General features: G+C 34.1%; 14 protein-coding genes. All 14 read left to right on the forward strand.

Features of this window, described 5'->3' with window-relative positions; all coding sequences use genetic code 11:
* Nucleotides 1-9: 9 nt before the first annotated feature.
* Nucleotides 10-1,116, forward strand: coding sequence for an ABC transporter permease (locus UH7x_RS11585; protein WP_482360097.1), 1,107 nt, complete (start codon nt 10-12; stop codon nt 1,114-1,116).
* Nucleotides 1,116-2,237: an ABC transporter permease gene (locus UH7x_RS11590; RefSeq protein WP_482360098.1), complete on the forward strand. Its 1,122-nt coding sequence runs from the start codon at nt 1,116-1,118 to the stop codon at nt 2,235-2,237. Before UH7x_RS11585 ends, UH7x_RS11590 begins: the two co-directional genes overlap by 1 nt.
* A complete protein-coding gene (locus UH7x_RS11595; RefSeq protein ID WP_482360099.1) occupies nt 2,237-2,974 on the forward strand; it encodes an LOG family protein in 738 nt (245 codons plus the stop codon). The genes UH7x_RS11590 and UH7x_RS11595 overlap by 1 nt, the downstream gene beginning before the upstream one ends.
* 228 nt (nt 2,975-3,202) lie before the next feature.
* Complete coding sequence (locus UH7x_RS11600; RefSeq protein WP_482360100.1) at nt 3,203-3,871, forward strand: hypothetical protein; 669 nt, start codon at nt 3,203-3,205, stop codon at nt 3,869-3,871.
* A gap of 158 nt (nt 3,872-4,029) precedes the next feature.
* Entirely contained in the window at nt 4,030-5,484 is a 1,455-nt protein-coding gene (locus UH7x_RS11605; protein WP_482360101.1) for an NAD(P)/FAD-dependent oxidoreductase, read from the forward strand.
* A gap of 54 nt (nt 5,485-5,538) precedes the next feature.
* Nucleotides 5,539-5,679 (forward strand): hypothetical protein, encoded by a 141-nt coding sequence (locus UH7x_RS11610; protein ID WP_482360102.1) that lies wholly within the window; start codon nt 5,539-5,541, stop codon nt 5,677-5,679.
* A 226-nt stretch (nt 5,680-5,905) separates the two neighbouring features.
* Nucleotides 5,906-7,207, forward strand: coding sequence for a TolC family protein (locus UH7x_RS11615; protein ID WP_482360103.1), 1,302 nt, complete (start codon nt 5,906-5,908; stop codon nt 7,205-7,207).
* 95 nt (nt 7,208-7,302) lie between these two features.
* The gene (locus UH7x_RS11620; protein WP_482360104.1) at nt 7,303-8,385 is read left to right on the forward strand and encodes an efflux RND transporter periplasmic adaptor subunit; all 1,083 of its coding nucleotides are present in this window, start codon (nt 7,303-7,305) and stop codon (nt 8,383-8,385) included.
* 105 nt (nt 8,386-8,490) lie between these two features.
* Nucleotides 8,491-11,724, forward strand: a complete 3,234-nt coding sequence (locus UH7x_RS11625; RefSeq protein ID WP_482360105.1) for an efflux RND transporter permease subunit — start codon at nt 8,491-8,493, stop codon at nt 11,722-11,724.
* A 10-nt stretch (nt 11,725-11,734) separates the two neighbouring features.
* Complete coding sequence (locus UH7x_RS11630) at nt 11,735-12,040, forward strand: hypothetical protein (protein WP_482360106.1); 306 nt, start codon at nt 11,735-11,737, stop codon at nt 12,038-12,040.
* A 17-nt stretch (nt 12,041-12,057) separates the two neighbouring features.
* A complete protein-coding gene (locus UH7x_RS11635) occupies nt 12,058-12,252 on the forward strand; it encodes a YgaP family membrane protein (RefSeq protein ID WP_482360107.1) in 195 nt (64 codons plus the stop codon).
* Nucleotides 12,253-12,447: 195 nt separating this feature from the next.
* Nucleotides 12,448-13,017: a peroxiredoxin-like family protein gene (locus tag UH7x_RS11640; RefSeq protein WP_482360108.1), complete on the forward strand. Its 570-nt coding sequence runs from the start codon at nt 12,448-12,450 to the stop codon at nt 13,015-13,017.
* A 248-nt stretch (nt 13,018-13,265) separates the two neighbouring features.
* On the forward strand, nt 13,266-14,993 hold the full coding sequence (locus tag UH7x_RS11645; protein WP_482360109.1) for a sulfatase family protein: 1,728 nt from the start codon (nt 13,266-13,268) through the stop codon (nt 14,991-14,993).
* 319 nt (nt 14,994-15,312) lie between these two features.
* Nucleotides 15,313-16,464 (forward strand): helix-turn-helix domain-containing protein, encoded by a 1,152-nt coding sequence (locus tag UH7x_RS11650; RefSeq protein WP_482360110.1) that lies wholly within the window; start codon nt 15,313-15,315, stop codon nt 16,462-16,464.
* The last annotated feature ends 320 nt before the right edge of the window (nt 16,465-16,784 follow it).

Below are 16,784 nucleotides of genomic sequence, written 5' to 3' on the forward strand. Positions count from 1 at the left end.
GCAATTGAAATGAAAAGATTTATAGGATTTATAAAAAAAGAGTTTTATCACATTTTTCGTGACAAGCGCTCCTTGTTTATCCTTTTCGGCATGCCGATTGTTCAAGTTATGCTGTTTGGTTTTGCTATCACCAATGAAATCAATAATGTAGATATTGCCATTCTGGATCATTCAAAAGATGCAAATACTGAAGAAATTATAAATAAAATATCGGCATCTAAATATTTTAGTGTCAAAGATGTTTTAACAAATGAAAAGGCAATTGAAACTGCATTCAAAAAAGGTAAAATTAAAGCCGTATTGAATTTTGAAAAAGATTTCGGCAAAAAATTAAAAACTGAACAAAAGGCGACCATTCAAATAGTAACTGACGCTACTGATCCAAATACCGCTAATACTATCAGTAATTTCACCAGTTCTATTTTACGTGATTATCAAGCTATTCTGAATAAAGATGTAGTAACACCATATCAAATTGGAATTCAAACAAGAATGTTTTATAACCCCGAACTGAAAAGTGTTTTTATGTTTGTGCCAGGTGTTATGACAATAATCTTAATGTTGGTATCTGCAATGATGACCTCAATTTCTATAACAAAGGAAAAAGAATTGGGTACTATGGAGATTCTCTTGGTTTCACCACTAAAACCTTTTCAAGTGATTGTAGGCAAGGTGGTACCGTATATTCTTCTATCGGTTATTAACGCCATCATTATTATATTACTCAGCATTTTTGTTTTTAATATGCCGGTTGAAGGAAGCCTTTTTTTATTGGGAGTTGAAAGTATTCTATTTATTATCAATGCCTTATCATTGGGTATTTTGATATCTACAGTTTCAGCATCACAACAAACCGCAATGATGATTTCCCTTATGGGGCTGATGTTACCCGTAATTTTATTATCGGGCTTTATATTTCCTATCAATAGCATGCCAATTCCGCTGCAGGTGATTAGTAACATCATTCCTGCAAAATGGTTCATCATTATTTTAAAAGGGATTATGTTGAAAGGTGTGGGCTTGGCCTATCTCTGGAAAGAAACTTTAATTCTAGTAGGAATGACCTTGTTCTTTATTGTATTGAGCGTGAAGAAGTATAAAATCAGACTCGAATAATGAACACGATTCTCTACATAATACAAAAAGAATTCAAGCAGATTTTTAGAAATAAGGCAATGCTCCCTATTATTTTTATTCTGCCCCTAATTCAGCTGATTATATTATCAAACGCGGCTACTTTTGAGGTCAAGAATATCAAGTTTGGTTATATCGATAATGATAAAACTTCCTTTTCAAGAGAACTGATTGAAAGATTTAATGCATCCATGTATTTTAATGTCATTTCAAACTTTCCATCAACAAAATTGGCCAATGCAGATATGTTAGAAGGTAAAGTTGATGTTATAATGGAAATACCTTCCAATTTTGAAAAAGAACTAGTGAAAGAAAAGAGCACCAATCTATCTATTCGTATTAATGCGATTGATGGTGCAGCAGCAGGAGTAGAAAATGTGTATGTAAATCAGATTGTTCAACAGTTTAATAAGAACGCTCGAGTCAAATTGATGCTGGTTAGCGGCAATACTGACAAACTTGAAAATATCGCCACAATCCCCTCTTTTTGGTATAATGAAAGCTTGAATTACAAGACCTTTATGGTGCCGGGTATTTTAGTATTATTGGTCACGATGATTACGCTTTTTCTATCAGGAATGAATATTGTCCGGGAAAAAGAAATAGGTACGTTAGAGCAAATCAATGTAACCCCAATTAAAAAGCATCAATTTATCATCGGTAAGTTATTTCCATTTTTGATTTTAGGTTTAGTACTATTTACAGTTGGATTAATAATTGCAAAATTGCTTTTTCATATTCCAGTCGTGGGAAGTATTCCGCTCATGTATGGCTATACGGTTATTTATATATTGGTAATTTTAGGTATGGGCTTATTCATCTCTAATTTTACCGATACACAACAACAAGCCATGTTCATTGCATGGTTTTTTATAGTCATTTTTATTTTAATGAGTGGACTTTTTACCCCGATTGAGAGTATGCCGCAATGGGCACAAATTCTGACTGAATTTAATCCTATCAAATATTTTGTCCAGGTTATGCGAATGGTAATGTTAAAGGGTTCGAGTTTTACAGATATATATCCACAATTTTTAAAAACATTTGCTTACGCCATAATAATGAATGCCCTAGCAGTTTGGAGTTATAAAAAGGTTACCTAATGGAAAACAACAAAAAAAATCGTTTGCAGACCGAGGAATCCAGATTTTTAGAAGGGCCTTTGTCGAGGTTCAAGGAGTTATTCTTTTCATTTAAAGTACAGTTCAGCTTTATCAAAGCTTTTCGGAAAATGCACTTTATAGGACCTTGTGTAACAGTATTCGGATCCGCACGGTTTGGGTCAGACAATCCATATTATCAACAAGCAGAAAAAGTTGGGGCAGCCATTGCGAAATTAGGATTTGCGGTTATGACAGGTGGTGGGCCAGGTATTATGGAGGCGGCCAATAAAGGTGCTTTTGAAGCTGGAGGCTATTCCGTAGGCTGTAATATAATACTTCCTTTTGAACAAAAACCTAATCCATTTCTGCATAAATGGATTGATATCCGCTATTTTTTTGTACGGAAGTTTCTTTTAATAAAATACTCTTACGCCTTTGTAGTTATGCCTGGTGGTATGGGTACTTTAGATGAGCTTTTCGAATCCATTACGCTGATACAAACCAAAATGATTGAAAATTTTCCCGTTGTTATTTTTGGTTCGGAATACCATAAAGAACTATGTCAACATATAAAAATAATGGCCGAAAACGAAAGTATAAGTGCTAATGATATGGAACTACTTTTCGTCACCGATTCCGTTGAAGAAATGGCTGAACATATAAAGACACATGCTATTAAAAAGTTCAACTTAGTTAAAAAAGCACAAAAGCCTAAATGGTGGATGGGAGAAAGATAGATGAAACAAACGACATACTTATTAATTGTTTTATTTCTATTTTTTAGAACGATATACGCGCAAGATAGCATTATAACCCCAAGTATTGATTTGGCTAAAATAGCTTAGGTCAACCAGAGTGACAGTTATATTACATTTCCCACAGATATTGGCAATCTGGAGCCATTGATGTTCGAGGCCAATGTGAATCCCAGCTTTATCATCCGCGAGCGAAAAGAATCCAACTTGATGGCGGTACTTACCGCACAGATTAGAATCCGAATGTACAATGAGGATTCCTACCCCGTCAAAACGCCCAGTTACATACCCCAGATCACTTTTTACTATTTAACCGGGGATAAAAACCCCGCGAACGGCTACACGCTCTTTGGAAAATTAGCACACCATTCCAATGGGCAGGATGGTGATTTTTATGACGATAATGGTAATATCAATTTACAGGATGGCAATTTTGCTACAAATTTTTTTGAACTTGGCGTGTTAAAAACATCGTTCAGTAAATCGTTGAATGCTTCAAAATTTTTCAAAAGTTCTTTAGAAGTGCATCCCCGAAGGTGGATGTTGGATAAGATGCATGGGCGCTATAGTGGATTCCGTTGGCACAATGATTTTTTAGCCTATAAACTTCCTACAAGAATGGGGCATGGTGGTTCATTAAGAGCCGATTTATCGGTTAAACTTGAAACCACTTGGTTAATCGACAACGTTAATGATTGGGATAATTTTAATTTTAAAAGGTTCAATGCAAAGCTTACGTTTTATTACCATCCAAAATTTTTAGAAGAAATTGGCTTTTTCGTGCAACTATATCACGGGGTAGATTACTATAATATCTATTTTGAACATCGCTTAGACGTCGTTCGCTTTGGAATAATGACTGAACTGTTACGGTTTTAAAATTCTTGAATTGAAATTTCTTGTGTAACAAAAGTTGCAGTAAGATGCATTGAAATGTATGAACTTTATCATAATCCAATAGAAGATGCGAAAATTCATTTAACGAATATCATTTTGCACATCTTTAAAATGTACTAGGTTCACATAAAAACCAAAAAATGTCAAAAATAGTCATACTCGGAGCAGGAGTTTCAGGTCATGTAGCTGCTGCACATTTGCGTCGAAAGTTATCAAAGCAACATGAGGTTTTAGTTGTTTCTCCTAACAGTAATTACCAATGGATTCCATCTAATATTTGGGTTGGAATCGGGAGAATGAAGTCTAAAGAGATTTTATTTCCATTACCACCACTGTACAAGAAAAAAGGCATTAGTTACAAGCAAGCAAAAGTGACTTCATTTTATCCTGAAGGAGATATAGAAACTACGGAGCCTTTTGTTAATGTTGAATACGTAGTTGGTGAGAAAAAGGGTGTTAGTGAAAAGGTGACCTACGACTATCTTATAAATGCAACTGGTCCGAAATTGGCATTTGATATGACCGAGGGTTTAAATCCGGGAACTAATAAAGCCTATTCTGTTTGTACCTATTCTCATGCCGAACATGCATGGCATGCTTTGGATGAGTTGATTCAGCAAATGAAGCAAGGTAATAAAGCAAAAATTTTGATTGGTACTGGTCATGCAAAATCTACTTGTCAGGGTGCAGCTTTTGAATATATTTTAAATGTAGAGCAAGAATTGCGACGACATAATGTACGTGATAAAGCAGAAGTTGTTTGGATTGCTAACGAGCATCAATTAGGCGATTTCGGAATGGATGGTATGTTGTTAAGTTATGGTAACAACATTATGAAATCTAGCGAAATGGTTGAAATGGTTTTTGAAGACCGTGGAATAAAATGGATTATAGGTGCGGGAGTAAATAAAATTGAAGATGGTGTCGCGCATTATGAAACATTGGATGGTGAGTATAAATCGGAAACCTATGATTTTGCGATGTTGATTCCAGCTTTCTCAGGTCATGGTTTTAAAGCGTATGATAAAAATAATGGTGACATTACCGAAAAGTTGTTCAAAGGTTTTATGTTGGTCGATGCAGACTATACGCCTAAACCTTATGAAGAATGGAGTGTGCAAGATTGGCCAGAAACGTATCAAAACCCTTCTTATAAAAACATATTTGCACCAGGTATAGCATTTGCCCCACCGCATGCAATATCAAAACCTAGAGTTAGCAAAAATGGCACTTCAATATCACCAGCTCCACCGCGTACAGGAATGCCATCGGGTATTACTGCAAAATTAGTCGCGGATAATATAATCGATATTATCAACGGTAAAAAAGATTTACATCACAAGGGCTCTATGGGTAATATGGGAGCTGCATGTATTGCTTCAGCTGGCTATGGTATGACAAAGGGTAGCGGTGTAAGTATTACTACTTTTCCTATCGTACCAGATTACAATAAATACCCAGATACTCAAGGTCGAAAATTAGGGAAGACATTCGGAGAAATAGGTTTGGCAGGCCATTGGTTAAAATTGGCACTGCACTATGCTTTTATTTATAAAGCAAAGATGAAGCCTTTTTGGTGGCTCATTCCTGAATAGGTAAAGATTGAAATAAAATTTAAATAAAAAATAGAATCATAAAAATACCACATGATGACACAGAGAATATCAAAATCGAAACGTTTTTATATGATGAACCCCATCATACAGTTTTTTAAATTTATTTGGTTAAGCATAAAAATATTAATCATTGTAGCTGGCGGACATGGTGGTACGCGTGATGCAAGAAACTAACCATAATTAGAAATAGTTCTTTTTCATCTATTTTAACTATAGCGAAAATATATAAGAATAAGCTGACTTCAGCTTTATTTGGTTGTTTGATAAGGCACCTTTGTGATGGGGGGTGCCTTTTTCTTTTCTTCAAAAATACAATTAACTCTTATTTCTTCCTTCGGTAACATTGGTTACTGTGTAGGATGTTTTACCACTTTAATTTTGTCGTAAATAAATTAATGCGATGAAGTACATATTAATGTGGTTAGCATCTTTTGTATGTTTTTTAGGATTAGCTCAAGAAGTTAAATCAATAACAAAAGAAGAAGTTCTAATCAAAGCAAAAGAGGGCAATAATACGCTGAAGATGGCACATGAAGATGTGTTAGCAGCTAAAGGAGATTATAATCAAACGAATGCTGTGTTGTTGCCTAATATTAGCGTTTCTCATACGGGTATGGCTACAACGAATCCGTTAATGGCTTTTGGTTCTAAGCTTAACCAAGAGATTTTAACTGCTGCAGATTTTAATCCAGATTTATTAAACGATCCACGACAAATTGAAGACTACGCCACTCGCGTTGAGGTACAACAACCACTAGTAAATTTCGATGGTATTTTTCAGCGTAAAGCAGCAAAAGCAAAGTGGAATGCCACCGAATTGCAGTCTGAACGTACACAAGATTACTTGTCCCTTGAAGTTGATAAGTCCTATATGCAATTGCAACTGGCATATAAGACGGTTGAGGTTTTAGAAAAAGCAATGGTAACGGCTCAAGAAAATAAGCGTATAGCGGAAAATAGTTTCAAACAAGGATATTTACAAAAGTCAGATATTTTAGCTATAGCGGTACGTGTAACCGAAATCGACAATAAATTACAATACGCTAAAAGTAATATTTTAAATGCTAGTAACTATTTATCGGTTTTAATGAATGATGATAGAAACTACATATTAAAACCTACAGATTCATTAATTGTCAATAACAAATCGGTTACAGAAGTAAAGTTATCCGAAAATCGTAAAGATATCTTGGCTATGAATTCTGCTACCGAAGCATATCGTCATATGCACAAAGCAGACCAAATGTCTTTTTTACCGCGCCTAAATGCTTTTGGGACTTATGAAATGCATGATGATGAAATTTTTCAGGGCAATGCGAATGGTTATCTATTTGGAGCAGAATTGAAATGGAATCTTTTCGAAGGCAGTAAACGTTTTGGAAAATCGCAAAAAAGTAAAGCAGAATACAACAAATCTAAATTACAATTAGAACAATATAAATCTGAAAGTCAGTTAGAGCTTAGTAAAGCAAATAGAGGTTTTCAAGATGCTGAAAATAAACTAAAACTCACAAGATTAGCACTAGAACAATCTAAAGAGGCGTTGCGAATTCGCACTAACAGATTTGAACAAGGATTAGAAAAAACTACGGATTTATTAATGTCTGAAACACAATTTTCTGAAAAGCAATTAGAGTATTTTGCCACTGTTTTTCAATACAATTATGCCTTGGCTTATGTGCAATTTTTAACTAAGGAATAAAATAGAATGACGGTAATTATTTAGCGCCAAAAGATAAAAAAAATAAAAGATAAGATTTCCATATTCACCGAATTAGGAATAAAAAGTAGGTAACAATGAAAAATAGAAAATACATAATAACAGCAATACTAGGTGCCACGTTAATTATAACTAGTTGTGGAAGTAAAGAAAAGAAAACGGTAACTGATAATTCCCCCGCAGTTACCGTTGTTGTTAAAACTGTTACTCAGGATAATGGCGGTTTTAATTTATCAGTTAGTGGTAAAATAGAGGCAACAAAAAGCGCCAATATTAGTACGCGGATGATGGGTTATGTAGATAAGATTTATGTTAGGGTAGGTGATAAAGTGCAAAACGGACAGTTATTAATGAGTGTTAATAATGCAGATGTTTCTGCCAAATTAGCCCAAGTAAATGCTGGTATAGTAGAGGCAGAGGCAGCTTTCACAAATGCTGAAAAAGACTTCAATCGATTTACGATATTATTTCAAGAAAATAGTGCTTCTCAAAAAGAGTTGGATGACATTACAGCTAATTATAATATGGCAAAAGCTCGTTTAGAGTCAGCGAAACAGATGAAAAATGGAGCTAATGCACAAATGGGTTATGCTAACATACGCGCGCCTTTTACAGGAGTTGTAACTAATAAATTTATTAATGCTGGTGATATGGCCAACCCTGGTATGCCATTATTGGAAGTTGAATCTCCTGGACAATATCAGGTTTTGGCACTTGTTCCGGAATCAGAAATACTTGACATAAAAAACAACACAGAAGTTACAGTACAATTAAAGGCTTTAAAGCAGGATGTCAAAGGAAAGGTAACCGAAGTGAGTACTTCATCTAAAAATACTGGTGGACAATATTTGGTAAAAGTAGTTTTAGAAAAGACAGATGCTCAAATATTATCGGGTATGTATGCTACGGTACAATTTCCGATTACAAGCAAAACTAAAAGTTCAGCGGTTATGATACCGATTGAAGCGGTTGTGAATAATGGACAGTTAACAGGGATATATACTGTCAGTCAAAGCAATACAGCTTTGTTACGTTGGTTGCGCTTGGGGAGAACTTATGGTGATAAAGTAGAAGTGCTGTCTGGTCTTTCTGCCGATGAGCAATATATAGTTTCGTCAGAAGGAAAATTATTCAATGGTGCTAAAATAGCTAATCAATAAAAAGTCTGCGTTAGGGATTAAACGGTTACTCCGCATCTGCCAATGGGCAACGAGGAGTAAAAGTAAAAAGCCCGGCGATACGCCCAAATTAAATAACAAGAAAGAATGAAGGAAGGTTTAGCAGGCAAGATTGCCAAGATGTTTATAGGCAGTAAGTTAACGGTGCTTCTAATGATTGTTTTTATGGTCATTGGGGTATGGAGCTCATTTTTGATTCCGAGGGAAGAAGAACCTCAAATTGACGTGCCAATGGCAGATATTTTTGTAGGATATCCTGGTGCGAGTCCTACTGAAGTAGAATCACGTGTAATAAAACCATTAGAGAAATTAATCTCAAACATTAAAGGCGTAGAATACGTGTATTCAACTGCGATGAAGGAACAAGGTATGGTAATCGTACAGTTTTATGTAGGTGAAGATATCGAACGTTCTTTTGTGAAGTTATATAATGAAATTAATAAGCATATGGATATAATGCCGCAAGGCGTAACATTTCCGTTGGTGAAAACGCGAGCTATTGATGATGTGCCGATGTTGGGACTAACATTATGGAACGAAAACTATGATGGGTACCAATTAAGCCAAATGGCACAAGAATTGGAGAGCGAGATTAAAAAGGTTAATGATGTTGCGATAACACATAAAATTGGAAATCAAAATCGTCAATTACGCGTAGTTTTAGATAAGGACAAGTTAGCTGCAAGCGGACTGGATTTTTTGACTGTCTCTGAAATGATAAAGGCAAATAATGCACAGTTAAGTTCCGGTAGTTTCGACAAAAATGATATTGAATTTTTAGTAAATACAGGTAACTTTTTAGCCTCGGTAACCGATGTTGAAAATTTAGTTGTTGGTGTGCAGCAGAATAAGCCAATTTACCTAAAACAAATAGCAAGTATTATTGATGGACCAGAGATACCACAAAGTTATGTGTCTTTGGGATTTGGACAAGCCAGTGAAAAAAGTACAGATTATAAATCTGAATATCCAGCAGTTACCATATCAGTTGCTAAAAGAAAGGGTGCCGATGCTATGAAAATAGCTGATATTGTTATTGATAAAGTAGACCATTTACGAACAAGTTTAATTCCTGATGATGTTAATGTAGAAATAACTAGAAACTATGGAGAAACTGCTTCACATAAAGTATCAGAATTATTATTACACCTTATAGGGTCTATAATTGCTGTGACACTTGTGGTGATGTTGGCTATGGGTTGGCGTGGTGGTTTGGTGGTCTTCTTGTCTGTTCCCATAACATTTGCGTTGACGCTATTGAGCTACTATATGCTCGATTATACCTTGAATAGAATTACCCTTTTCGCTTTAGTATTTGTTACTGGTATTGTGGTTGATGACTCCATAATTATCGCGGAGAATATGCATAGGCATTTTAAGATGAAACGGCTGCCTTTTAAACAAGCTGCATTGTATGCCATAAACGAGGTTGGTAACCCAACTATCTTGGCAACTTTTACAGTAATTGCATCCGTGTTACCAATGGCGTTCGTATCTGGGTTAATGGGGCCTTATATGGCACCGATGCCTATTGGCGCATCTATTGCGATGATTTTATCCTTATTTGTTGCTTTGACAATTACGCCATATTTGGGTTATATTTTCTTGAGAGAAAAAGATAAAAAAGGAAAAGTTGAGAAGAAAGAGAAGCCTTTAGAGGATACATATATTTATAAAATTTATGACAAATTTGAACGCCCTTTAATTGAAAACAGTAAAAAACGTTGGTTGTTTTTAGGGTTTACTTTTTTAATGTTGATGGGGTCAATGGTGCTATTTTTTACCAAATCGGTAGCCGTAAAAATGTTGCCTTTTGATAATAAAAATGAATTTCAAGTGGTGATTGATATGCCCGAAGGCACAACACTTGAACGTACAGGCGTTGTTGCTCAAGAAATTTCTCAATACCTATCTACACGTCCTGAGGTGGTAAATTATCAGAATTATGTGGGTACTTCGGCACCTATAACTTTTAACGGTTTGGTGCGTCATTATGATTTACGTGGTGGTAGCAACATGGCAGATATTCAAGTCAATCTTGTTGATAAAGGCGAGCGTTCTGCTCAGAGTCATGATATTGCACGATTACTTCGGCCCGACATTCAGAAAATTGGGGCTAAGTATAATGCGAATGTAAAATTGGTAGAAGTTCCACCAGGACCTCCAGTTTTATCTACTATCGTAGCAGAGATTTATGGTCCTGATTATGATGAGCAGATAAAAGTTGCCAATAGTGTTCAAGATATCTTGAAAAATACAGATGATGTGGTTGATATCGATTGGTTGGTAGAAGCTGATCAAACTGAGTACCAATTCGAAATTGATAAAGAAAAAGCGATGTTATACGGCGTTGCGCCACAGCAAATTGCTTATACCATGAATATGGCTTTATCAAATAGAGCTATTACCAATTTATATGATGAAGATGCCAGCAACCAAGTTGGTTTAGTATTGGCTTTGGATGAAAAAGAAAAATCGACAATTACTGATATTGCACAATTGAAAGTGAAATCTAAGCTAGGTAACATGGTACCTATTGCTGATTTGGTAAACATTAAAGAAACTATAAGCGCGAAAAGTATCTACCATAAAAATCAAAAACGTGTGGTGTATGTAATGGCTGATATGGCAGGTGAATTAGAGAGTCCTGCATACGCGATTTTGGGTATGGAAGAAAAGCTAAAAGAGATTCCATTGCCTCTGGGTTATGATATTAATGAAATGTATTTGGGTCAACCAGAATTTGAAGATGATTATACGGTGAAGTGGGATGGCGAATGGCAAATTACTTTAGAGGTTTTTAGAGATTTAGGAATTGCATTTTTAGGAGCGATTATCTTAATCTACATCTTGATTGTAGGATGGTTTCAGAACTTCAAAGCACCAATTGTAATGATGGTTGCTATACCCTTGTCATTAATAGGAATTATTCTAGGACATTGGATTATGGGTGCCTTTTTCACAGCAACTTCTTTTATAGGAATGATTGCTTTAGCAGGTATCATGGTTCGAAATTCCGTACTCCTCATTGATTTTATCAATCTACGTTTAGAGGAAGGTGTGCCGCTAAAACAAGCAGCCATTGAGGCTGGTGCAGTGCGAACGACGCCTATTTTATTGACGGCCGGAACTGTTGTTATTGGAGCATTCGTTATTCTTTTTGACCCAATTTTTCAAGGATTAGCAATTTCATTAATGGGTGGTACTATCGTGTCAACTGTATTGACGCTATTAGTAGTGCCATTGGTGTATTATATGATAGAGCGCAAGAATTATCCAGATGGAGGAGTTGAAAAAATAGAAGAAAATATTCAGGACTAAAATAAAAAATATGAAACTACTAATTGTAACGGTCGTAGAAGAGTATGAAAAAGAAATTCTTCAACTCTTTAAAGAGGCAAAGATTGAGAGCTATAGTGGGTCTGATATTGACGGATATAGAAATTCAACCGCGTTAGTACGGACAGCTAGCTGGTTTCCAGCTAAAAAAAGCGGTGTGGAATCCAGTATGTTTTTCTCTTTTACTGAAGAAGAAAATATTAGTACACTTTTCGAGCTTATCAAAACATTCAATCAAAATATTGAAACTAATAACCCTATAAAGGCAGTTGTTGTTCCCATTGAAAAATCGATTTAATCTTAAAAAGAATAAAAATGTTAAATAAATATTTTAGAGTTTTAGTCGGCACATTCGTTTTGTTTAGTGTGGTAATGGCGGTATATGTAAATATAAACTGGTTATGGTTTACCGTTTTTATAGGTATTAATTTAATACAATCAGCATTTACTAAATGGTGTTTGTTAGAGACGATTCTGGTAAAGCTAGGGGTGAAAAAAGATGTTGTTTAGATAAACAATCATTTAATTATATGATATTATTATAATAGTTGCTAATACAGATTTGGTAAATTTGATTTCTAAATAGTAAGAAACGACTAAGTAGTTAAATAACCAATGTTATTTCTTCTTCTTTCTTAGTGAGTGATGTTTTGGAAATAGCAAAGTTGTATCAGTTTAAAATATAATAAATAGCCGTATAAAATAATGAGTGAGTTAAAGGATTTTCAAAAATTAGTAATTGCAAATGCAATAGAAGTAAAAGGTATGGAAGTGGGAGAGAAAGCACCAGACTTTACTTTGCCTAATGCACTCGGAAAAGACGTGTCGCTTTCTGAAGAATTAAAAAAGGGATTTATAATTATTAAATTTTACCGTGGGGAATGGTGTCCTATTTGTAATTTGGATTTACGCGATATTCAAAAGAACTTATCAGAAATAAAGTCTTACGGAGCTACCGTTATAGCAATTAGTCCACAAAATCCTGATAATGCCCTAACTGCTAAAGAAAAAAATGAACTCGAATTTGAAGTTTTAAGCGACACTAATCAAGAGGTTATAAAGGCTTTTAACTTACAGTTTGATCCAGGCGAAGATTACCACGGTCGTCGTGATTTAACATTGTTAAATGGGAATGGTTCAAAAACACTTCCTGTTCCTGCCACCTTTATTATTAATTCTCAAGGTATAATAGAAGTTGCTCATGTAGAAGCAAATTATACAGAGCGATTGGGAGCATTAGAGGTTCTAAAATCCCTTCGAAATCTAAACAAGTAGTTATAAATTAGTTGCAATTCTTCAAGTCGATAGAAAGATAATTCTACATTTTTAAAAATTGTTTAAATTACAGTGCAATTCTATTATGGGTACGAATTTTATAGTAGCCGAAATAGATTGTATCCTTAGTAATATGTATTAGGTATTTGTTATTTAGAAGGTTTTAGTCCCAATATTTTTCACTTGGCTAAGTGCTTAAGATTAACAGTAAATATATAATTGCTACCAACTTTATTAATAACAATTTTATGAGTGTTAAATTTTCTTGTCTTATTATTCTCTTGTGCATACTACCGATGAATGCGCAAAAAATAAATAAGAAATTAAAAAACAAGAGACCAAATATTATTTTTATCCTTACAGACGATCAGCGCTTTGATGCAATAGGTTATGCAGGGAATAAACTCATTTCAACTCCGGAAATGGATAATTTGGCAAGGGAAGGTACCTACTTTAAAAAAGCTATGGTTACGACTCCAATTTGTGCAGCAAGTAGAGCTAGTATTTTAACTGGATTGTATGAAAGAACACATAGTTTTAATTTTCAGACAGGAAATATTCGTGAGTCTTATATGACGAATTCTTATCCAAGAATCTTAAAAGAAAATGGATATAAAACTGCCTTTTTTGGAAAATATGGGGTTAAATATGACGGCCTCGAAAAACAGTTTGATGAATTTGAATCTTATGATCGGAAGACCTCTTTTACAGATAGGCGGGGTTATTATTATAAAACTATAGGAAGGGATACAGTGCATCTTACAAGGTACACAGGACAACAAGGTATAGATTATATTGCAAAAACAAAGCTTGATGAGCCTTTTTGTCTATCACTTAGTTTTAGTGCTCCACATGCGCACGATGGCGCAAAAGACCAATATTTTTGGCAACAAGAATCTGATGTGCTTCTCAAGAATATAAAAATACCAGCCGCTGAAATTAGTGATGACAAATATTTTGAAGCGCAACCCAAATTTATACGCGATGGATTTAATCGTTTACGATGGACATGGCGATATGATACTCCCGAAAAATATCAACACAGTATAAAAGGGTATTACCGAATGATTTCTGGTGTTGATCGTGAAATAACGAAGATAAGAGCAGAACTTAAGAAGAAAGGTTTAGATAAGAATACTGTAATTATTGTTATGGGTGATAACGGTTATTTTTTAGGAGAACGTCAATTAGCGGGAAAGTGGTTGTTATATGATAACTCTATTAGAGTACCTTTAATTGTTTTTGACCCTAGACTTAAGAATCAAAAAGATAGCGATATTTTAGCTTTAAATATTGATGTTCCTGCTACAATTTTAGATTTGGCAGGTCTACAAAAACCCATTTCTTGGCAAGGCAAAAGCTTAATGCCTGCTACTGCAAAGAATACTAAAAAATTTGAAAGAGATACGGTATTAATAGAACACCTGTGGGAGTTTGAACATATACCGCCAAGTGAAGGTGTACGAACAAAAGATTGGAAGTATTTTAGATATGTTAATGACCAGTCTTTTGAAGAATTGTACGATTTAAAGAATGATCCAAAAGAGATTCATAATCTTGCTAAGGAACCAAAATACGCAGAAAAATTAAAAGGTTTCAGAATCAAAACCAATAGTCTTATTAGTAAACTGTCTGATGAATATTCTCATGGCCCAAACAACTTAACTACGGTCTTTAAAGAACTTAATAATAAAGAATCTTTGCAACCAAATTTTAAATGGAACAAACCAGGTAAAATTATTTTACAGACTGCTTATCAATTATTAGTGTCTTCTTCTAAAGAAAATGCTAGCAACAATATTGGTGATGTATGGGATAGTAAGAAGGTGGAGATAATAAATGATTTACCTGTTATTCAAGAGGTAGTTGATTTGAAAAGCGGCGCAACTTATTTTTGGAAAGTTCGTGTTTGGGATGAAGATAATAGACTATCTAGCTATTCCAATAGTCATTCATTTTCAATGCCAAGTTTTTAATTTAGTAATTATATCTACTTTTTAAGTCGTAGCGTACAATTACAAATTCATAGGTTTTTCGCGTTTATTTTAATTGCTTAGCAAACCTGTTTATTATTTTATAATTGAAACCATAAACTTATTAGATATTAAACAGCTTTTTTCTTAATTATCTCAGAGACAAATTGTTATTGAATTTGAGTTTTTAACTAGGTTATATTTGATGCAAAATCGGTGTTAATAATAGTAAGTATTAACAAACTAATCGTAAATGATTTTTTGTGTGCTGCTAAATTCTAGTAAATTTACAGCTTCTAAATCGAAGTAAATATCTCACAATTTGCAGAATTTTTTCTTAATAGTTTCCGTATTTGGGTTGGTGTTGGCGATTTCATTATTTACTCGAAAATCGGTTAATAGAACTGCAGCATTTTTCTTAGGGTTGTTTTACACGATATTCTCTATTTATACGCTTCAGACCTATGTTATTGAATCTGGTTTGCTTTTAAAATATACATGGTTTTACGTATGGCCACTTCCACTATATAACTTATTGGCGGTTCCAATATTTTTTTATTTTATAACCTTAATTAAAGATAAATTTGATTGGCGTTGGATTTATGTAATTGTTTTTATCCCTTTCATCATTGGATTAATTGATGTTATCAATGTTTATTCCAAACCTCAAGAATTGTACGATACTATAGTTTCGAATGCTTATTTAAAACCTGCAGAGCGACTTAAGGTTAGATATGGGATTTTAAATATAAACGAGCATTATGCCATGCGCTTTTTGTGGCAATTTTTAGCGTTACTTAGTCTTCTGCCCATGTTGATTAATTTCCTGCGTAATTTATATAAAGAAAAAGACAGAAAGTTACTAATATGGGTAATTGCGTTATACCTTCTTTTTATACTATTATCACTATTGGCTACAATTTTTGCTTTTGAAAAATTGTGGGATGTAGATTTTTTACGATCTACTGGGCCCATATTACGAATAGTCAATTTTGTTTTTTATGTAGTTCTTTTCGCTATAGGTATTATGCCCATTTATTTCCCATCCATTTTACTTGGATATCCAAGAATGGTTAAATCAAAAGTAGCTTTACATCAATCAGAACAAAAGGAGGTGGAATTAAAATTTGGATTAGATATAACCGCAATTAAAAATGGGCTAGAAGTCTTAAGGGAAAAAGGCTCGTTTTATGAACATGATTTTAGTTTAAACAGTTGTGCGAAGGCCCTAGAAATTCCTCCCCATCATTTATCACATTTTTTAAATCAGCACCGAGGTGTAAGTTTTGCAGCATATAGAAATACGGTTCGAATCGAAAAAGCAAAATCACTCATTAGATTAGGTTATTTAGATAAAAACACAATAGAGGCCCTTGCACAGCAGTGTGGTTTTGCAAATAGAAGTTCTTTTAGTAAAATATTTAAGAAAATAACCAATAAAAATGTCACTCAATTTGCTTCTGAAAGGTCATGATTATAAAGCCAAATTTAGTAGTAAAATTGTATATTGATTAAACTATTGTTTACTGTTTTAAGAGTTAGTCTAGGACTCTTTAATTAAAATGTAAATGGTGTACTTCTTTGAAAAAAAATAGGTTTAATCGTAGCTATTTATCGTTGAAATAAGTTTTTGTGTGTCCAAATCGTATTTGGACACATGCTTATGCTTCAAAAGTATCTTAAATTACCTTCAACTGTATTTTATCACTTTTCACTAGGGTTTAAAATGTTAGTGTTTATATATCAATAAGTTATGTTATAATTGATTGTAGGCCAATTTTCACTTTACGCTTA

It is taken from the genome of Aurantibacter sp. UH7 (assembly GCF_056839165.1).